The organism is Burkholderia sp. Bp9016 (assembly GCF_003857765.1).
Taxonomy (GTDB): Bacteria; Pseudomonadota; Gammaproteobacteria; order Burkholderiales; family Burkholderiaceae; genus Burkholderia.
Window position 1 is genome coordinate 123,492 of record NZ_QTPY01000003.1, and the last position, 17,974, is coordinate 141,465.

Sequence of the window (17,974 nt, forward strand, 5' to 3'; positions counted from 1 at the left end):
TGCGGACAAGCCTATGAAAGTCCTGATCGTCGAAGACGAACCGAAAGTCGTCGAATACCTGAAAAGCGGCCTGACCGAGGAAGGCTGGGTCGTCGATACCGCGCTCGACGGCGAGGACGGCGCGTGGAAGGCCGTCGAGTTCGACTACGACGTGGTCGTGCTCGACGTAATGCTGCCGAAACTCGACGGCTTCGGCGTGCTGCGCGCGTTGCGCGCGCAGAAACAGACGCCCGTCATCATGCTGACCGCGCGCGACCGCGTCGACGACCGCGTGCGCGGGCTGCGCGGGGGCGCCGACGACTACCTGACCAAACCCTTCTCGTTCCTCGAGCTGATCGAGCGGCTGCGCGCGCTGACGCGACGCGCGCGCGTGCAGGAATCGACGCTGATCTCGATCGGCGACCTGCGCGTCGACCTGATCGGCCGCCGCGCAACCCGCGACGGCACGCGCCTCGACCTGACCGCGCAGGAATTCCAGCTGCTCGGCGTGCTCGCGCGGCGCAGCGGCGAGGTGCTGTCGAAGACGACGATCGCCGAACTCGTGTGGGACGTGAATTTCGACAGCAACGCGAACGTCGTCGAGACGGCGATCAAGCGGCTGCGCGCGAAGCTCGACGGCCCATTCGCCGAGAAACTGCTGCACACGATCCGCGGCATGGGCTACGTGCTCGAGGCGCGCGAGGACGCCGACGGCGAGAGGCACCCATGAAACGCTCGATCACCCTGCGCCTTTCGGCGATGTTCGGCATCGTGTCGCTGCTCGTGTTCACGCTGGTCGGCTGCGGGTTGTTCGTGATGATGGAGCGCCAGTTGTTCGCCGAACTGCGCGCGACGATCGACACGCGCGCAAAGGTCGCGCAGATGATCGTGTCGCACGCGACCACGGCCGCGCGCGGCCGGCTGATGCAGGAAAAGCTCGCCGACCTCGAGCCACCCGACGGCTCGACGCGCTACCAGGTCGACAGCCCCGACCCCGACTTCCGCTTCGGTCGTCCGGTCGACGGCGTGCCCGTCGGCAAACCGTTCGGTGCGTTCCAGCAATACGCGCTCAACGACAGCAGCTACGACGTGATGACGAAGACCGTCGCGGTCGCGGGCAGCGGCGAGCGGCCTGCACTGAAGCTGATCGTCGCGACGTCGTGCGAGCGCACCCAGCGGATGCTGCGCCGTTTCGTATGGACGCTCGCCGCGCTGATCGCGACGGCCACCGTCATCACGCTGCTGCTGAGCCGCGCGGTCGCGCGCTTCGGGCTCGCGCCGCTCGAACGGCTGTCGCAGGACGCCGCAGCCGTCAGCGCCACCAACCGGCGCCAGCGGCTGCAGACCGAAGCGCTGCCGACCGAGCTGCGCGATCTCGCCGCCTCGTTCAACGGCGCGCTCGAACGCATCCAGCAAACCTACGCGCGGCTCGAAGCATTCAACGCGGACGTCGCGCACGAGCTGCGCACGCCGATCAGCATCCTGATCGGCCAGACCCAGGTCGCGCTGACGAGCCGTGACCGCTCGGTCGACCGGATGCGCCAGACGCTGCAGTCGAACCTCGAGGAATTCGAACGGCTACGCGTGATCATCAACGACATGCTGTTCCTGTCGCGCAGCGATCGCGGCGAGCGCGCGACCGACCTGAAGCACGTGTCGCTCGCCGACGAGGTACGGCGCATGCTCGACTTTCTCGAAATCCCGCTCGACGAAGCGCAGTTGCGCGCCGAACTGCACGGCGACGCGCGCGCGGCCGTCGATCCGTCGCTGTTCCGCCGCGCGATGACCAACCTGCTGATCAACGCGATCCAGCATTCGGCGCCCGGCGCGACGCTGAACGTGACGATCACACGCCGCGACACGCTCGTCGACGTGTCGGTCGCGAACCCCGGCGAGCCGATCGATCCCGTGCAGCGTTCACACGTGTTCGAGCGCTTCTACCGGCTCGAGGAAGCGCGCGCGAACAGCAAGGAGAATCACGGGCTCGGGCTATCGATCGTCAAGGCCGTCGCGGAGATGCATGGCGGCAGCGTGTTCGTCGCATGCTCGGGCGGCATCAATACGTTCGGCTTCTCGGTGTCGACGCAGCCGCTCACCGGCACCCCGCTGCGCGCGGCCGACGCGGCCGATCCGCATGCGCCGCTCCCGGCGCACGCGCCGCGCGCGATGCACTGACGGCGGCCACGCCGCCGAGGGCAGTTTTCTTCAATACGGGCCCGCCCGGCTTCTTTAGTCTCGATGCGACTTTCACATTCGCATGGAGACTTCCGATGAGCATGCTGGTTTCGATGGCCGCGTTCGCGCTGGCGTCGTCGATCACACCCGGTCCCGTCAACATCGTCGCGCTCAGTGCAGGCGCGCGCCACGGTCTCGGCGCAAGCCTGCGCTACGCGGCCGGCGCGACGCTCGGCTTCGTCGCCCTGTTCCTGCTGATCGGCCTCGGGTTGCACGCGGCGCTCGCGCGCTGGCCGATACTGACCACGGCCACCCAATGGTCGGGAATCGCGTTCCTGCTCTACCTCGCATTGCGGCTCGCGCTCGACGACGGCCGGCTGTCGGCCGACCCCACCGATCCGGACGCGCCGAACGTCTCCGGCCCGTCGGCGGCGGCCGGCGCGGCGATGCAGTGGCTGAATCCGAAAGCGTGGCTTGCGTGCGTGGCCGCGATGGGCGCGTATGCGGCCGACGGCGACCGTACGCAGGTCTGGCAATTCGCCGCGCTGTATCTGGTGATCTGCTTTGCATCGATCGCATGCTGGGCGTATGCGGGCGCATCGCTGCGGCACCGGCTCGCGAATGCGCGGCGGATGCGGCTGTTCAACCGCGCAATGGCGCTATTGCTCGCGGGCAGCGCGCTCTATCTGCTCGACCTCTAGCGCGGTCGTTTCGCGATACGCGCGTTACGCCGAGTGCCGTATTTGAACGGCGTCGCAAACCGATGGCGACCTGCCGCCGTACGGCGCCGCAGAGGTCCGCCCCCCTTGCCCGCTCCGCCGCTCAGCTCGCGGCGCTTCGATATTGTCCCGGCGTTGCGGCCGCGATGCGGCGGAACGCACGCTGGAAATGCGCCTGGTCGGCGAAGCCCGCATCGAGCGCGACGTCGGCGATCGGCCGGCCGCGGCGCAGCTCGGTGCGGCCGTACTGCACGCGACGATCGATCAGGAACGCGTGCGGCGTCATGCCGTAACGGGCGTTGAACGCGCGGATCAGGTAGGACGGCGACAGATCGGCGGCCGCGCAGATCGCATCGAGCGTGACGGCCTGCCGGCAATGCGCGGCGATGTAATCGGCCGCGCGCGCGAGCTTCGCGTTGTCGGCGCCGCGCGCGACCTCCACAGGCAGGTCGCGATCGAGCGCGCCGTGCAGTTGCGTGAAGAATTCGACCGCCGTGCTTTCCTTGCCGAGCGGATCGACGCCGGGCGATACGAGCGTGCGGTAGAACCCGCCGAATTGCGCGAACAGGTCGCGCCGTTGCGTCAACTTCGGCGAAAAGCCCTGAAAATCGCCATTCGGATCGCGCCCCAGCGAATGCTGCAGACGCGTGAGCCACGGCACGTCGACGTAGACCATCCGGTATGCCCACGCGTCGGGGCCGTACGGGTTGCATGCATGCACCTGTTCCGGATCGATGATCACGAGCACGCCGCGCCCGACGTGCTCTTTCGTCGGACCGTTCAGGTAGGTGCTCGTGCCGCCGACGATCGCGCCGAGCGAAAACGTGTCATGCGTGTGTTTTGCGTAGCAGATCGTCCGCCCGTCGTCGACGGTGCGCGCCTCGATGAACGGCAGCGCGGCGTCGCGCCAGAATGGCGACGGCACGGCGAGGGGGTTGGCGGAACGGCTCACGCGACAGGCTCCCGGATCGGATGGCGAACGCACACCGTACAAGACTGCGCGACGCGACGCAACCGCGAGCCGACGCGTCGCGGCCGGATCGCCTAAGCTTTGAATTCCGGCCGCCGCGGCACACGCGGCGGGTTCCGTTCCCTCTTCAAACCGGTACGCTCATGCACATCGATCTGAAAGGCAAGACCGCGGTCGTCACCGCCTCCACCGCCGGCATCGGGCTGGCGATCGCCGAAGGGCTCGCGCACGCGGGCGCGCGCGTCGTGGTCAACGGCCGCAGCGACAAGTCGGTCGACGCCGCGCTCGCGCTGCTGCGCACCGCGGTGCCCGGCGCGGACGTCGACGGCGTCGCCGCCGACCTGTCCGGCGCAGACGGCGTGGCGCGCATCACGCAGCACACGCCGGAGGCCGACATCCTCGTCAACAATGCGGGCATCTACGGGCTGAAGGCGTTCTTCGACATCGACGACGACGAATGGGAGCATTACTTCCAGACCAACGTGATGTCCGGCGTGCGTCTCGCTCGGCATTACCTGAAGGGGATGCTCGCGCGCAACACCGGCCGCATCGTGTTCATCTCGTCGGAATCGGGCCTGAACATCCCGGTCGACATGATTCATTACGGATTCACGAAAACCGCTCAACTGGCGATCGCGCGCGGCCTCGCGAAACTCGCGGCCGGCACGAACGTGACGGTCAACTCGGTGCTGCCGGGGCCGACGATGTCCGAAGGCGTGCGGGCGATGCTGAAGGCGACGGCCGACGAAACGGGCCGCAGCATCGACGATGTTGCCGTGGATTTCGTGCGCAACGAGCGGGCGAGCTCGATCATCCAGCGGCCGGCGACGACGGAGGAAGTCGCGAACCTTGTCGTGTACGTGTGCTCGCCACAGGCATCGGCAACCACAGGCGCGGCGTTGCGTGTCGACGGCGGCGTGGTCGACACGATCGCGTAACGGCAAACCCGGCCGCGATAAGGCCGATACGGCAGGCGCGGCCGACGGCCGACGGCCGCATCGCTATCGGGAAGCGGCCTTGCCCGGCTGCAGCGCGCCCTTGCGGTCGGCGTCCATGCAGGTATCGAAGCCGCGTTGCGTAACGGCGCCGGCATGATCGAACACGACGAAATAAGGCCGATGATCGTTGCCGTGCTCGATGAAGTAGTTGTAGCAGACGCCGCTGCCGTTACGGACCATCCACACGCTGCGCGGATTGCCGCCCGCGCGGACGACGTCGGCGCGCATCGCGCCATGCCGCGACGCGGCCCTCGCCAGCGGGGTACGCGAATACGAGAACGGCAGCCACGAATCGAACCACGCACAGCCGTGCAGCATCAGGCAGCTGGCCGCCAGGGACAGCGTCGCTGCGGGACGGGACATCGGAATCAATCGCATGCTTGGAGGAATCTGCTGCGCCGTGCCGGCGCGATCGAAAGCCCCATGCTACTAGACCTTGGGGTTCGGATCGAAAAGAAATGTTGAGATCGGTGTCCGGCCGCGCGGATCGTGCACGCCGCGAGCAAACCGGACCGCGGTAACGCGCAGCAATGCCGGACGGGCTTTCATCCGTACTCGCCGATACACCGATACACCGTTACGCCGGCGTGGCGGACCGGCGCAGCGGCCGGCACCGTCATGCAACCCACTCGGCCCACAGCATCGTCAGCACCGTCATCAGCGCGGGGCCGACGAACAGCCCGATCAGGCCGAACGTCTCGGCGCCGCCGAGAATGCCGAACAGCACGAGCAGGAACGGCAAGCGCGTCGAGCTGCCGATCAGCACCGGCCGCACGAAATGCTCGGCGACGAACACGACCACGAAGCCGACCGCCAGCACCACGATCGCCCACGCGGTCGCCCCTTGCACGAACAGCCATAGCGCCGCGCCGCAGAACACGATCGGCGCGCAGAACGGCAGCATCGCGGCGATGGCCGTCACGAGGCCGAGCAGCGCCGAGTGCGGAACGCCCGCGAGCGCATACGCGACGCCGAGAATGGCGCCCTCGCCCAGCCCGACGACGACCAGCCCCGTCACCGTGCCGTACACGGCGGCAACCATCCGTTCGATCAGGTCCGCGCCGCCGCGCCCGAACGCGCGCCGCGCGCCCTGCAGCAGTGCCCCCGACAGCTTGTGGCCGGCGCGCAGGATCACGAACAACGTGACCAGCATGAAGCCGAATTCGAACAGCCCGTGAGCGAGCTTCGTGCCGAACTGCCGGCCGAATGCGATGAATTTCGCGCCGCTCGCACCGTGCATCGCCGTGCCGGCATGCAGCGGATGACCGAGATTGGCCTGCCACCATTGAGTGATCTGCGCGGACCCGTAAGGCAGCCGCCCGACCACGTCGGGCAGCGGAATGCCGTTGTCCTGAATGGAATGCAGCCACATGCGCAGGTCGTGCTCCTGCGCGAACGCCTGCCCGAGCGCGAGCGCCACCGGCAGCACGACGAGCAGCGAAATCCCCGCGGTGATCACCGTCGCGGTCAGGGTCGGCCGGTCGCGAAACCACCGGTCCGACTCGAAGCGTTTCAGCAACGGCCACAGCGCGATCGCGATCACGCATGCCCATGCAATGGCGGGAATGAAATCGCGGATCACCCACAGCGCGAGCACCAGCAACACCGCATACAGCACGGCGCGGGCAATCTGCTGCACGCGCGGTCGCACGGCGGCATCCTGGGAGGGCGGGACATGTGCGCGCATGGCACCTCTGTCGAAATGAAAAAATGGCGGTTCGCCCGGGCCGAAAACCCGGTCGAAACCGCCATTCTATCCATCGTCGCCGCGACGGCATGCCGACGTCGCGCGCCACGTCGCCGAGCGCGGGCCGCGAACGCCGAGCCGCCGCGCGACCGGACGCGTGCTCAGGCCACCTTGTCGGCGACGCGATAGCGCTCCAGCCAGTGCGCGTACGGCGCGGGCAGCGTCCACGACGGACGCTCGACGCCGAGCTGCCTGGCCGCGTAGTACGGCCAGTGCGGATCGGCAAGATGCGCGCGGCCGATCATCACGAGGTCGAGCTGCTGCTCGGCGACGACACGGTTCGCCAGTTGCGGCGTGTCGATGCCCCACGCCGACGACACCGGCAGGCCGGCCTCGCGGCGCACGCGTTCGGCGATCGGCGCGAGAAACGCCGGGCCCCACGGAATCTGTGCGTTCGGCGTCGAGAAGCCGACCGACACGCTCAGCATGTCGAGCCCTTCCTGCTTCATCCGCTGCGTGAGCGCGATCGATTCGGCGAGCGTCTCTTCATCGCGGCCGTCGTATTCGATCACGCCGAGGCGCGCGGTCAGCGGCAGGTGCTCCGGCCATACCTGGCGCACTGCCTTCAGCGTATCGACGAGGAAACGGCCGCGGTTTTCCGCCGAACCGCCGTATTCGTCGTCGCGCCGGTTCGAATGCACCGAGAAGAAGCTCTGGCCGAGATAGCCGTGCGCGAAGTGCAGTTCGAGCCATTCGAAGCCGAGGTCGCGTGCACGCTTCGCCGATGCGACGAAATCGGCCTGCACGCGCGCGATGTCGTCGTGCGTCATCGCGCGCGGCGTCTTCGGCAGATGCGCGCCGAACGGAACGGCCGACGGGGCGATGGTCTGCCAGCCGCGCGGATCGCCGTCGGCGATGTGATCGTCGCCTTCCCACGGACGGTTCGCACTCGCCTTGCGGCCCGCATGCGCGATCTGGATGCCCGGCACCGCGCCCGCCGCCTTGATCGCCGCGACCGACGGCGCGAACGCCTCGGCTTGCGCATCGGTCCACAGTCCGGCACAGCCCGGCGTGATGCGTCCTTCCGGCGACACGGCCGTCGCCTCCGCGATCACGAGGCCCGCGCCGCCGCGCGCGATGCCGGCCAGATGCACGTGATGCCAGTCGTTGACGACGCCTTCTTCGGCGACGTACTGGCACATCGGCGGCACCGCGATACGGTTGCGCAGCGTGACATCCTTGAGTTTGAACGGTTCGAACAGGGCAGACATCCACCACTCCTTTGCTTGGTTCTGCGAAACGACTGGACGACCCGCCGCGCAGGTGCGTGCGGCGGAACGATTCGGGCCGTCGTCGGGCCGGCTGTGCCCGGCGACGGAAATGGCGCGGCACCGGTCATGCCGGCGCCGGGCGAACTTTTATCGACGGCTGAGCTGCGCGAGCAGTGCCTCGGCCGCGGGTGCCGACGACGCGGGGTTCTGCCCCGTGATCAGCAGCCCGTCGGTGACGACGTGCGGTGCCCAGTCGGCGCTGCGCTCGAACTGCGCGCCGTTGGTCTTCAGCATGTCCTCGACGAGAAACGGCACCACTTCCGTCAGCTCGACGGCCGCTTCCTCGCTGTTGGTGAAGCCCGTCGCACGCTTGCCGCGCACGACCGACTCGCCGGTTTTCGGGTCCTTCACGTGGCGCAGCACGCCCGGCGCGTGGCACACGGCCGCGACCGGCTTGCCAGCCGACAACGCGCGCTCGATCAGGCCGATCGAATGCAAATCCTCGGCGAGATCCCACAGCGGGCCGTGGCCGCCGGGATAGAACACCGCGTCGTAATCGTCGATCGACACGTCGGCCAGCTTGCGCGTCGCGGCAAGTTCGGCCTTGGCCGCCGCATCCGCGTCGAAACGGCGCGTGGCGTCGGTTTGCGCAGCCGGATCGCTGCTTTTCGGGTCGAGCGGCGGCTGGCCGCCCTTCGGCGACGCAAGCGTCAGTTCGACGCCGGCATCCTTGAACGTGTAATACGGCGCGGCCAGTTCCTCGAGCCAGAAGCCGGTCTTCTTGCCGGTGTCGCCGAGCGTGTCGTGCGAGGTCAGGACAACCAGAATCTTCATGATCGGACACTCCTTCGAAATGGGGGAACGGGGCCGCGTCGCGCGGCAGCCAACATGGCGCAAACTGCGTGCCGCAAACAACGCGCGCCTGCCGGTTAGTCCGCTGGCGGGCGCCGGCGTGCCGGTCGCGCATCGAAAATGTTGGTTGCCCGACGCTATTAGACCAGTCGTCTAGTCGCGGCATCAAAAAAACGACGACCTCTCCTGCACGAGCAGCATCGCAGCACGATGTGGCATTTTCGCGTCTGCGCCCGGCGTCGCATTCATGAGGCTGGATGATAGCCCCGGATTAGACCGGTCGTCTAGAGATCAGTGATTCAGCCCTGCCACCGTCATGGCTTTTTGCAACGGAGCGCATCCGGCAACGTCCGCTGTCGATCGCGCCCCCTTTCCGCTCCGATGTAGCGGCTCTCGCGAGCACGATCAGCCGCGACCACATCGCCGATCTGCCGCGCGAGGACGGCCGCCCACAGGGCTGGAAATCGTCATCGATCGCGGTTCGGTCGACGTGTTCGCGAACGGTGGCCGCGTGGCGCCGACGGCGCCTGACCTTTGCGCCGCGTGATGCGGATCGCGGCGCCGTATTCGCCGAGCAGGGCCGCGCGATGCTTCGAGGGCCGACGGCGACGCGGCGCGATGCCGTGACGACGGCCCATCTCGCCAGCGATACGCATTACCGGCCGGGACGCTGCACCGCCCGACGTCGCGTCAGGCGGTGCAGCCTGGCCGGTTTTACGCTCAGAGCAAGCCCATCCCGCCCGACGCGATGATTTCCGCGCCGACGATGAACGCTGACTCGGGCGCGCTCAGGTGGAGCACCGTCGACGCGATTTCGTCCGGCGTGCCGAACCGGCCGATCGGCACGAGCCCCTTGATCTTTTCCGCGGTCTCGTCGAGCGTCGCCGCATCGAGCCCGAGCTTGCCGTACAGCGGCGTCTCGACCGGCCCGGGACTCACCACGTTCACACGCACGCCTTGCGGCAGCAATTCCGTCGACAGCGTCTTCGCGAACGAATTGACCGCCGCCTTGCTTGCCGCGTACACGGACGAACCCGGCATCCCGATGTGCGCGTTGATCGACCCGTTGATCACGATCGACGCGCCGCGGTTCAGCAGCGGGACGAGCGCCTGGATCTGGAAATACGCACCCTTCACGTTCGTGTTGAACACGAGGTCCCACAATGCCTCGTCGGTATCCGCGAACGGCGCGAGTTTCGCGACGCCCGCGTTGATGAACACGGCGTCGAGCCGCGCGCCGGACGCCGCGATCGCATCCGCCAGCGCCCGCGCCGACGCAACGGCGCCGGCCTCGTTGCGGATCGCGCGCGCGCCGTCGCCGAGCGTCTCGCGCGCGGCGGCGAGCGTCTGCTCGTCGCGACCGGTGATGATGACCCGCGCGCCTTCGGCAGCGAATGCCCGTGCGGCCGCCAGGCCGATGCCGCTGTTGCCGCCCGTGACGAGTACCGTTTTTCCTTCGAAGCGTTGCATGATGTTCTCCTGTGAACCGGTGAGTTGACCGTGAACACAGGATGCGCGCGGCGCCGGGGGTTGCCGTACGACGGGCGCAGCAGACACGTTCGAAATCGTCGAACGTGTTTTCGGAGGCTCGCCCGGTCCGCGCATTCAACCCGCCACGTCGATCCCGTCGAGCAGCCGCTGCGCGAGCCGCGGTTCCCGCAGTTGCTCGAGCCACCATTGCAGCGCGCGACCGTCGCGATCGCCGCGCCACGCGACATACAACACGTTCGGTTCGCGCGGATCGGCCGTTTCCTTCTCCACCAGCTCGCCGCGCGCAAGCAGCGACGCGACCCGCCGGCGCGGCACCCAGCCGACGCCGAGCGCGTCGCGCTGCGCGAGGATCTTCGCACGCATCGACGGCACCGCGAGCACCGCCTGCCCGCCGAGCAGCCCGTACGCCCGGCCGGCCGAGCGCCGCGACGAATCGGCGACGACGACCGCGCGGTGCGCGCCGATCGCATCCCGCGTGAGCCGCTCGCTCGACGCCGCAAGCGGATGGCGCGGCGATACCGCGAACACCCATTCCATCGCGCCGAGCTCGAACCACTTGAAACCCGGAATTGCGGGCGGCTCGTTGGTCGCGCCGACGACCAGATCGGCGCGACCGTCGCGCAGCGCCTCCCAGGTGCCGCCGAGGACTTCGTGCGTGAAGCGCAGCGACACGCCCGAATCGAGCGCGTCGAACGCACGCACGACCGGCAGCAACGTATCGAACTCCAGCACCTCGTCGCTGACGATCCACAGGCGATCCTCCCAGCCGCTCGCGACCTGCCGCACGCGCTGCGTGAGCCGCGCGACGTCCAGCGCGAGGCGCGATGCCTCGTCGGTCAGCAACTGGCCGGCCGGCGTGAGCTGCAGCCGGTAGCCGCGCCGGTCGAACAACAGCGCGTCGAAGCGCGTTTCGAGTTGCCGCGCGGCGTGCGACACCGTCGACGGCGCCTTGCCGAGCCGCGCGGCCGCCCGCGACAGGCTGCCGGTGGCACGGATCGCATCGAGCAGCGCGAGTTCGTCTTCGGACAACATGAGCGGCACTCCGGTCGGGGGGTATGGTGGATCGTAAGCCTGCGGCGGGCGACGGTCCAATCGAATGGCGCTGCGCCGGGCGTGTGGCGGATGCAGGGCCGCCTTCGCGAAGAGGGGCGATCCCGTGCATCCGGACAGGCTCGCAAACCGGGCTCGCCATGACCGCAGGCACGCTCATTCCCCGGGACGCACGAAGCCGCACATGCCCGCCCTCCCGAGCGCCGGTCCAGCGCCAATCCAGCCACGAACTTCCGGTATGCTGATCGATGCCGAATTCCAGCATTCGAGGTAACCACTGCGATGGACATCGCGATCCGCATCGAAGGCCGTCACGACCTGACCGGACAGATCTTCCGCCAACTGCGCACCGCGATCGTCGACGGGCGGCTCGAAGGCGGCGTCCGCCTGCCGTCGACGCGCGACCTCGCGAAACAGCTCGGTGTATCGCGCAAGACCACGCTCGACGCGTTCGAGCGCCTCGTCGCCGAGGGCTATCTGAACACGCGCGCGGGCGACGGCACGTTCGTCGCCGACGGCCTCGCACGGGTGCCGCATGCGGCGGCAGCGGCAACGCCGTCGCTCGTCGAAGCCACGCCGCAGGTTCATGCCGTCGACGCGCGCGAACTGTGGGACGACCTGCCCGATGCGCTCGCGATGCCCACGCCGCAGGATTCGCCTGCCTTCGACTTTCGCGGCGGCGTGACCGACAAGACGCTATTCCCGTTCGACGCGTGGCGCCGCTGCCTGCATCACGCGCTGCGCCAGCAGGCGCGCGGCCCCGGCCAGTATCACGACCCGGCCGGCGATCCGCAGTTGCGCGGCGCGATCGCGCGCTACGTCGGGTTCAGTCGCGCGGTCGCTTGCGGCTGGGACGACGTGCTCGTCACGCAGGGCGCGCAACAGGCGCTCGACCTGATCGCGCGCGTGGTCGTGCGGCCGGGCGACATCGTCGCGGTCGAGAATCCCGGCTATCCGCCGGCACGCGCGGCGTTCGCGTCGCTCGGCGCGACGGTGATCGGCGTGCCGGTCGATGCGCACGGCATCGTCACCGAACGGCTGCCCGACGACGCGCGCCTCGTCTACGTGACGCCGTCGCACCAGTTCCCGCTCGGAATGCCGATGACGCTGGACCGGCGCGTCGCGCTGCTCGAGTGGGCGCAGCGCCGCCGCGCGGTGATCATCGAGGACGACTACGACGGCGAGTTCCGCTTCGAAGGCCGCCCGGTGGAATCGCTGAAGAGTCTCGACCGCACCGGCCTCGTCGCATACGTCGGGACGTTCTCGAAGACGATCTTCCCGGAACTACGGATCGGCTACGCGATACCGCCGCGCGCACTGCGCGGCGCGCTGTCCAAGGCCAAGCAGATCGTCGACTGGCATACCTGCTCGCTGACGCAGGCCGCGCTCGCGCGCTTCATGCTCGAAGGCGACTTCGCGCGGCACCTGCGACGCGTGCAGAAGCACTACGACGCACGCCGCAAGATGCTGATCGCACACCTGCGCGGCGGGCTCGCGCCGTGGTTCGACACGATCGTGCCGACCGCCGGCATTCACCTCGCCGCGCTGCTGAAACCCGGGCTCGACGAAACCGCGCTGGTCCGGGCGGCCCGCGCCGACGGCATCGGCCTGTACGGAATCTCGGCGTTCCATGTCGGCGCGCCGGCCCGCGCGGGCTTGCTGTTCGGCTATGGCGGGATCGACGCGCTGCGTATCGACACGGCGCTCGCGAAACTGGCCGCGCTGCTGGGTCCGGACGACACCGGTCACATGCCACTGGTTACCTGAATTTTCCGGAAATTGGCCATTCAAGCAGGCCAGTGAGCGGCATACAGTAGGTCCTGTCGCGCCGCCGTGCGCATCAACCCGCCAAGGACCCACCATGCAACCGCGCCTGAACTTCTACGCCGCCAGCCCGAACGCCATCAAGGTGATGCGCAACGCCGAGGAATTCCTCGCGAAGAGCACGATCGAAAAACCGCTCGCCGAACTCGTCCGGCTGCGCGCATCGCAAATCAACGGCTGCGCGTTCTGCGTCGACATGCACACGACAGACGCGCGCAAGGGCGGTGAAACCGAGCGCCGCCTGGCAACCGTCGTCGTGTGGCGCGAAACGCCGTTCTTCACCGAGCGCGAACGCGCGGCGCTCGAATGGACCGAAGCGCTGACGCTGGTCGCCGACAACCACGTGCCCGATTCCGTCTGGGAAGCCGTGAAGCCGCATTTCAGCGACGAAGAACTGTTCGAGCTGTCGCTGCTGATCACGACGATCAACGCGTGGAACCGCTTCGCGATCGCGTTCCGCAAGATGCCCGAATAACGGAGACGATGATGATGCGTTCGCCTCTCCGTCATACGTTCCTGTGCGCGTTGCTCGCGCTCGGCGCCGCGCTGCCGGCCGCCGTCCATGCGCACGAGGCAGGCGACAACGTGCACGCGATCATGCGCCAGGCCGTGCCCGAAGCGCCCGGCAAGCTCGCGGTCGTCGCGACCGTCGACTATGCGCCCGGCCAGGCGTCGGAACCGCACCGGCACCTCGGCTCGGTGTTCGCCGTCGTATCGAAAGGCGAAGTGTTGTCGCAGGTGAACGGCGGCCCGGTGCGCCGCTATCGCGCCGGCGAAGGCTGGTACGAGCCGCCCGGTTCGCGCCATCAGGTGTCGCGCAATGCGAGCGCCACCGAACCCGCGCAACTCGTCGTATTCGGGTTGACCGGCGAGCACGATCCGCTGAAGTCGCCGATCGATCAGTGACGACGTTTCAGGCGCGCGTGCCGAGGCGCACGCGCACGCCTGCTTCACGACCGGTTTCCCCGCCGGCTCAGGGCCGGTGCCCCACCGGTTTCGGCCGTCTCCATCCGCCGTTTCCGCATTAACCGCTCCCTACACGCCGCCACCCGCGCACGGCCCTCCGTCGAGCGCCTCCACGCTCGTCCGCACCGCCATTCGACACTCGCCTGATCTCGATCAACGCGGGCGAAAACCCTTCCTTGAAATTAACTAACTCATCAATTAGCGTCGATTTCATGAATGCGAAATCCACCGTCGCCAGGCCGCGCGGGCGCCGCCCGTCGGTGGAGGACTTCGACCTGCGCGACCACATGCTCGACGTCGCGATCCAGCTGTTTGCCGAGCGCGGCATCGCCGCGACGACGGTTGCGCAGATCGCCGCGGCGGCCGGCGTCACATCGGCGATGGTCCACTACTACTTCACGAGTCGCGAGCAACTGCTCGACGCGATCGTCGAGGAGCGGCTCGCGCAGGTCATCGCGTTCGTGTGGCGACCGACCGCGCCGCAGATCGAAAGCGATCCGTTCGCGCTCGTCGCGGAACTCGTCGACCGCTTTTTCGACGTCACGCATCGCATGCCGTGGCTGCCGTCGATCTGGCTGCGCGAGATCGTCCACGAAGGTGGCCTGCTGCGCGAGCGGATGGTCCGCCGCATTCCGCTCGAGCATGTCGGGCGTTTTGCCGAACGCATCCGCGCCGCGCAGCAGGCCGGCACGCTGAACCCGTCGCTCGAACCCGCATTCCTGTTCCATTCGGTCATCGCGCTCGTGATGCTGCCGCTTGCGACCGCGAAGCTGTGGCAAAGCGCGCGCGGCCTGCCGCCGATCGATCGCGACGTGCTGCACCGCCACGTCCGCGCGCTGCTCGACTCAGGCATGCAGGCGCCCGCCACCGCGCCGGATGCGCGCTCGCGCGCGCCACGGAGGCCGTCGTGAGCACCGCCCGCGCGCTGCCGCTCGCGCTGGCCGCCGCCACGCTGCTCGCCGGTTGCGGACGATCGGCGGACACCGGCACGACCTACCAGGGCTATGTCGAAGGCGAATTCGTGTACCTGTCGTCATCGCAAGCGGGCACGCTGACCCAGTTGTCGGTCGAGCGCGGCCAGGCCATCGCGGCCGGTACGCCGGTGTTCGCGCTCGAAGCCGTCAGCGAAACGGCCGCTCTGCGGCAGGCGCAACACCAGCTCGCGGCCGCTCGCGCGCAGCTTGCCGATCTGCAGACCGGCAAGCGTCCTCCGGAGGTCGCGGTCGCGCGCGCCCAGCTCGCGCAGGCCACCGCACAGGCGGCACGGGCCGCCGCGCAACTCGTGCGCGACGAACGCCAGTACGCGGCCGGCGGCCTGTCGAAGCAGCAGCTCGACGATACGCGCACGTCCGCGCAGACCACTGCCGCGCAGATGCGCGAGCTGCGCAACCAGGTCGAAGTCGCGCGTTTGCCGGGCCGCGAGCAGCAGATCGCCGCCCAGGCCGCGCAGGTCGACGCCGCGCAGGCGGCAGTAGCCGAAGCGCAATGGAAGCTCGACCAGAAGCGTATCGCCGCGCCTGCCGCCGGGCGCGTGTACGACACGCTGTACCGTGTCGGCGAATGGGTGCAGGCCGGCAATCCGGTCGTACAGATGCTGCCGCCGCAGAACCTGAAGGTGCGCTTCTTCGTGCCGGAGGCAGCCATTGCATCGCTCGCCCCGGGGGAGACGATCTCGGTCCATTGCGACGGCTGCCCGGCCGACTTGCCCGCACATATCACCTACGTGTCGAGCGAGGCCGAGTACACGCCGCCCGTGATCTACAGCAACGCGAGCCGGACCAAGCTCGTGTTCATGGTCGAGGCGCGCCCGGCGCTCGCCGACGCGCCGAAGCTGCATCCGGGCCAACCCGTCGCCGTGAGGGTGCGATGAACCTGCCGTCCGCTCCGTACGCGATCGACGTCGACCGCCTGAACAAGCGATTTGGCGACAAGCACGTCGTGAAGGACGTATCGCTGCGCGTCGCGCGCGGCGAGATCTTCGGCTTTCTCGGACCGAACGGCAGCGGCAAGACGACCTCGATCCGGATGATGTGCGGCCTGCTCACGCCCGACTCGGGCAGCGGCACCTGCCTCGGCTACGACATCGTGCGCGACAGCGCGCAGATCAAACGGCGCGTCGGCTACATGACGCAGCGCTTCTCGTACTGGGAAGACCTGTCGATTCGCGAGAACCTCGATTTCGTCGCGCGCGTGTACGGGATGCCCGATCGCCACGCGGCCGTCGCGCGCGCGCTCGACGGGCTCGGCCTCGCAAGCCGTGCGGACCAGCTCACGGGCGCGCTGTCCGGCGGCTGGAAACAGCGCCTCGCGCTCGCCGCGTGCATGCTGCACGAACCGGAACTGCTGCTGCTCGACGAACCGACCGCCGGCGTCGACCCTGCCGCGCGCCGCGACTTCTGGGAAGAACTGCACCGGCTGGCCGCGCAAGGGATCTCGGTGCTCGTCAGCACGCACTACATGGACGAAGCCGAGCGCTGCCACAAGCTCGCGTACATCGCGTCAGGCAAACTGCTCGCGCAGGGCACATCGACGGAAATCGTCGCGTCGCAGCACTTGTCGACCCGCTCGATCACGGGCGGGCACCTGGCCGAACTGTCCGCGCAACTGCGCACGATGCCAGGGGTCGACCAGACCGTCGTGTTCGGCTCCGCGCTGCACGTGAGCGGCCGAGATCGTGCGCTGCTCGACGCCACGCTCGCGCAGGTTGCGGCGCAGGCCGCCGCACGGGCGGACGGTCGCGCATCGCTGCAGGTCGCGCCGATCGACACCGGGCTCGAAGATGTCTTCATCTACATGATGGGCCGTGCATCCGCGGCGCCCGACGGAGCGTCGTCATGAACGCGTGGACGAGCCTGCGCGAGTCGTTCTCGGTCACGCGCTGGTGGAGCATCGTGATGAAGGAATTCCTGCAGTTGCGCCGCGATCGCGTGACGTTCGCGATGATCGTCGGTGTGCCGATCATCCAGCTCGCGCTGTTCGGCTTCGCGATCAACACCGATCCGAAGCATCTGCCGACCGCGGTGATCGTCGCCGATCCGGGCCCCTTCGCACGCAGCTTCATCGCGGCGATGCGCAATTCCGCGTATTTCGACATCGTCGCGGCGCTGCCCGACGAAGCGGCCGGCAGGCATGCGCTCGCGCGCGGCGACGTGCAGTTCGTGCTGAGCGTGCCGGCCGATTTCTCGAAACGGCTGCTGCGCGGCGAGCATCCGTCGCTGCTCGTCGAGGCGGACGCGACCGATCCCGTCGCGACCGCGTCGGCGATCGGTGCGCTGCCGGGCCTCGTGCAGCCCGTCGCGGACAAGGATCTGACGGGCCCCCTTGCGCACCTGAACGGCCGCCCGCCCGCGTTCGACGTTGTGCTGCATCGCCTGTACAACCCCGAAGGCATCACGCAGTACAACGTCGTGCCCGGCCTGATGGGCGTGATCCTGACGATGACGATGGTGATGATGACGGGCCTCGCGATCACCCGCGAACGCGAGCGCGGCACGATGGAAAACCTGCTTGCGACGCCCGTACGGCCGCTCGAGGTGATGACGGGCAAGATCGTCCCGTACGTGTTCATCGGGCTGATCCAGGTGTCGATCATTCTCGCCGCCGCGCGGTACGTGTTCGAGGTGCCGTTCGTCGGCGGCGTATTCGCGATCTACCTGGCCGCGCTGCTCTTCATTGCCGCGAACCTGACGGTCGGCATCACGCTGTCGTCGGTCGCGCAGAACCAGTTGCAGGCGATGCAGCTCGCGGTGTTCTACTTCCTGCCGAACATCCTGCTGTCGGGCTTCATGTTCCCGTTCGCCGGGATGCCGAAGTGGGCGCAGTTCATCGGCAACCTGCTGCCGCTCACCTACTTCAACCGCCTGGTGCGCGGCATCCTGCTGAAAGGCAACGACTGGAGCGACCTGTGGCCGTCCGTGTGGCCCGTCGCACTGTTCACCGTCGTCGCGATGGGTATCGCGCTGCGCTTCTACCGGCGCACGCTCGATTAGGGG

At 68.4% G+C, this 17,974-nt stretch carries 18 protein-coding genes and 1 pseudogene; 12 read left to right on the forward strand and 7 right to left on the reverse strand.

From position 1 onward, the window contains the following. Nucleotides 1-13: 13 nt before the first annotated feature. The 3 genes from DIE13_RS04910 (at nucleotide 14) to DIE13_RS04920 (ending at nucleotide 2,855) form a co-directional block, all read left to right on the forward strand. Nucleotides 14-709: a heavy metal response regulator transcription factor gene (locus DIE13_RS04910; RefSeq protein ID WP_124826087.1), complete on the forward strand. Its 696-nt coding sequence runs from the start codon at nucleotides 14-16 to the stop codon at nucleotides 707-709. After that, on the forward strand, nucleotides 706-2,154 hold the full coding sequence (locus DIE13_RS04915) for a heavy metal sensor histidine kinase (RefSeq protein ID WP_124826088.1): 1,449 nt from the start codon (nucleotides 706-708) through the stop codon (nucleotides 2,152-2,154). Before DIE13_RS04910 ends, DIE13_RS04915 begins: the two co-directional genes overlap by 4 nt. A 95-nt stretch (nucleotides 2,155-2,249) precedes the next feature. Beyond that, a complete protein-coding gene (locus DIE13_RS04920; protein ID WP_124826089.1) occupies nucleotides 2,250-2,855 on the forward strand; it encodes a LysE family translocator in 606 nt (201 codons plus the stop codon). 121 nt (nucleotides 2,856-2,976) lie between these two features. Here the strand turns inward: DIE13_RS04920 and DIE13_RS04925 are convergent, their stop codons facing one another. Next, entirely contained in the window at nucleotides 2,977-3,825 is an 849-nt protein-coding gene (locus tag DIE13_RS04925; RefSeq protein ID WP_124826090.1) for an AraC family transcriptional regulator, read from the reverse strand. Nucleotides 3,826-3,986: 161 nt separating this feature from the next. Between DIE13_RS04925 and DIE13_RS04930 the strand changes: the two genes are divergently transcribed. Continuing rightward, a complete protein-coding gene (locus DIE13_RS04930) occupies nucleotides 3,987-4,781 on the forward strand; it encodes an SDR family NAD(P)-dependent oxidoreductase (protein WP_124826091.1) in 795 nt (264 codons plus the stop codon). A gap of 63 nt (nucleotides 4,782-4,844) precedes the next feature. Here the strand turns inward: DIE13_RS04930 and DIE13_RS04935 are convergent, their stop codons facing one another. The 4 genes from DIE13_RS04935 to DIE13_RS04950 form a co-directional block, all read right to left on the reverse strand. After that, on the reverse strand, nucleotides 4,845-5,219 hold the full coding sequence (locus DIE13_RS04935; protein ID WP_124826092.1) for a hypothetical protein: 375 nt from the start codon (nucleotides 5,217-5,219) through the stop codon (nucleotides 4,845-4,847). 238 nt (nucleotides 5,220-5,457) lie between these two features. Beyond that, entirely contained in the window at nucleotides 5,458-6,528 is a 1,071-nt protein-coding gene (locus DIE13_RS04940; RefSeq protein ID WP_124826093.1) for an AI-2E family transporter, read from the reverse strand. Between the two features lie 161 nt (nucleotides 6,529-6,689). Next, a complete protein-coding gene (locus DIE13_RS04945; protein ID WP_124826094.1) occupies nucleotides 6,690-7,799 on the reverse strand; it encodes an NADH:flavin oxidoreductase/NADH oxidase in 1,110 nt (369 codons plus the stop codon). A gap of 147 nt (nucleotides 7,800-7,946) precedes the next feature. After that, nucleotides 7,947-8,633, reverse strand: a complete 687-nt coding sequence (locus DIE13_RS04950; protein ID WP_124826095.1) for a type 1 glutamine amidotransferase domain-containing protein — start codon at nucleotides 8,631-8,633, stop codon at nucleotides 7,947-7,949. A gap of 392 nt (nucleotides 8,634-9,025) precedes the next feature. On the opposite strand from DIE13_RS04950, the pseudogene DIE13_RS33295 reads away from it, so the two are divergent. After that, a pseudogene (locus DIE13_RS33295) lies at nucleotides 9,026-9,265 on the forward strand (GH32 C-terminal domain-containing protein); the annotation flags it as partial. A 106-nt stretch (nucleotides 9,266-9,371) separates the two neighbouring features. Here the strand turns inward: DIE13_RS33295 and DIE13_RS04960 are convergent. Both DIE13_RS04960 and DIE13_RS04965 read right to left on the reverse strand, forming a co-directional pair. Further along, entirely contained in the window at nucleotides 9,372-10,121 is a 750-nt protein-coding gene (locus tag DIE13_RS04960) for an SDR family oxidoreductase (RefSeq protein ID WP_124826096.1), read from the reverse strand. A 135-nt stretch (nucleotides 10,122-10,256) separates the two neighbouring features. Beyond that, nucleotides 10,257-11,174: a LysR family transcriptional regulator gene (locus tag DIE13_RS04965; protein ID WP_098552216.1), complete on the reverse strand. Its 918-nt coding sequence runs from the start codon at nucleotides 11,172-11,174 to the stop codon at nucleotides 10,257-10,259. A 300-nt stretch (nucleotides 11,175-11,474) separates the two neighbouring features. Between DIE13_RS04965 and DIE13_RS04970 the strand changes: the two genes are divergently transcribed. The 7 genes from DIE13_RS04970 to DIE13_RS05000 all read left to right on the forward strand — a co-directional run bounded on the left by DIE13_RS04970 (nucleotide 11,475) and on the right by DIE13_RS05000 (nucleotide 17,971). Beyond that, nucleotides 11,475-12,959, forward strand: a complete 1,485-nt coding sequence (locus DIE13_RS04970) for a PLP-dependent aminotransferase family protein (RefSeq protein WP_124826097.1) — start codon at nucleotides 11,475-11,477, stop codon at nucleotides 12,957-12,959. Between the two features lie 94 nt (nucleotides 12,960-13,053). Then, a complete protein-coding gene (locus DIE13_RS04975) occupies nucleotides 13,054-13,491 on the forward strand; it encodes a carboxymuconolactone decarboxylase family protein (protein WP_124826098.1) in 438 nt (145 codons plus the stop codon). Between the two features lie 8 nt (nucleotides 13,492-13,499). Then, entirely contained in the window at nucleotides 13,500-13,922 is a 423-nt protein-coding gene (locus DIE13_RS04980; RefSeq protein ID WP_390678630.1) for a cupin domain-containing protein, read from the forward strand. Between the two features lie 272 nt (nucleotides 13,923-14,194). Beyond that, on the forward strand, nucleotides 14,195-14,893 hold the full coding sequence (locus tag DIE13_RS04985) for a TetR/AcrR family transcriptional regulator (RefSeq protein WP_124826100.1): 699 nt from the start codon (nucleotides 14,195-14,197) through the stop codon (nucleotides 14,891-14,893). After that, nucleotides 14,890-15,852 carry an HlyD family secretion protein gene (locus DIE13_RS04990; RefSeq protein ID WP_124826101.1) on the forward strand — a complete coding sequence of 321 codons (963 nt, stop codon included), beginning with the start codon at nucleotides 14,890-14,892 and terminating at the stop codon, nucleotides 15,850-15,852. Before DIE13_RS04985 ends, DIE13_RS04990 begins: the two co-directional genes overlap by 4 nt. Further along, nucleotides 15,849-16,820: an ABC transporter ATP-binding protein gene (locus tag DIE13_RS04995; protein ID WP_124826102.1), complete on the forward strand. Its 972-nt coding sequence runs from the start codon at nucleotides 15,849-15,851 to the stop codon at nucleotides 16,818-16,820. Before DIE13_RS04990 ends, DIE13_RS04995 begins: the two co-directional genes overlap by 4 nt. Beyond that, nucleotides 16,817-17,971, forward strand: a complete 1,155-nt coding sequence (locus DIE13_RS05000; protein ID WP_124826103.1) for an ABC transporter permease — start codon at nucleotides 16,817-16,819, stop codon at nucleotides 17,969-17,971. The genes DIE13_RS04995 and DIE13_RS05000 overlap by 4 nt, the downstream gene beginning before the upstream one ends. The last annotated feature ends 3 nt before the right edge of the window (nucleotides 17,972-17,974 follow it).

Excerpts from the sequence above, each read along its gene's own strand:
- DIE13_RS04910 (WP_124826087.1), top strand. The coding sequence starts at position 14 with ATGAAAGTCCTGATCGTCGAAGACGAACCGAAAGTCGTCGAATACCTG.
- DIE13_RS04915 (WP_124826088.1), top strand. The coding sequence starts at position 706 with ATGAAACGCTCGATCACCCTGCGCCTTTCGGCGATGTTCGGCATCGTG.
- DIE13_RS04920 (WP_124826089.1), top strand. The coding sequence starts at position 2,250 with ATGAGCATGCTGGTTTCGATGGCCGCGTTCGCGCTGGCGTCGTCGATC.
- DIE13_RS04930 (WP_124826091.1), top strand. The coding sequence starts at position 3,987 with ATGCACATCGATCTGAAAGGCAAGACCGCGGTCGTCACCGCCTCCACC.
- DIE13_RS04935 (WP_124826092.1), bottom strand. The coding sequence starts at position 5,219 with ATGCGATTGATTCCGATGTCCCGTCCCGCAGCGACGCTGTCCCTGGCG.
- DIE13_RS04940 (WP_124826093.1), bottom strand. The coding sequence starts at position 6,528 with ATGCGCGCACATGTCCCGCCCTCCCAGGATGCCGCCGTGCGACCGCGC.
- DIE13_RS04945 (WP_124826094.1), bottom strand. The coding sequence starts at position 7,799 with ATGTCTGCCCTGTTCGAACCGTTCAAACTCAAGGATGTCACGCTGCGC.
- DIE13_RS04950 (WP_124826095.1), bottom strand. The coding sequence starts at position 8,633 with ATGAAGATTCTGGTTGTCCTGACCTCGCACGACACGCTCGGCGACACC.
- DIE13_RS04960 (WP_124826096.1), bottom strand. The coding sequence starts at position 10,121 with ATGCAACGCTTCGAAGGAAAAACGGTACTCGTCACGGGCGGCAACAGC.
- DIE13_RS04965 (WP_098552216.1), bottom strand. The coding sequence starts at position 11,174 with ATGTTGTCCGAAGACGAACTCGCGCTGCTCGATGCGATCCGTGCCACC.
- DIE13_RS04970 (WP_124826097.1), top strand. The coding sequence starts at position 11,475 with ATGGACATCGCGATCCGCATCGAAGGCCGTCACGACCTGACCGGACAG.
- DIE13_RS04975 (WP_124826098.1), top strand. The coding sequence starts at position 13,054 with ATGCAACCGCGCCTGAACTTCTACGCCGCCAGCCCGAACGCCATCAAG.
- DIE13_RS04980 (WP_390678630.1), top strand. The coding sequence starts at position 13,500 with ATGATGATGCGTTCGCCTCTCCGTCATACGTTCCTGTGCGCGTTGCTC.
- DIE13_RS04985 (WP_124826100.1), top strand. The coding sequence starts at position 14,195 with ATGAATGCGAAATCCACCGTCGCCAGGCCGCGCGGGCGCCGCCCGTCG.
- DIE13_RS04995 (WP_124826102.1), top strand. The coding sequence starts at position 15,849 with ATGAACCTGCCGTCCGCTCCGTACGCGATCGACGTCGACCGCCTGAAC.
- DIE13_RS05000 (WP_124826103.1), top strand. The coding sequence starts at position 16,817 with ATGAACGCGTGGACGAGCCTGCGCGAGTCGTTCTCGGTCACGCGCTGG.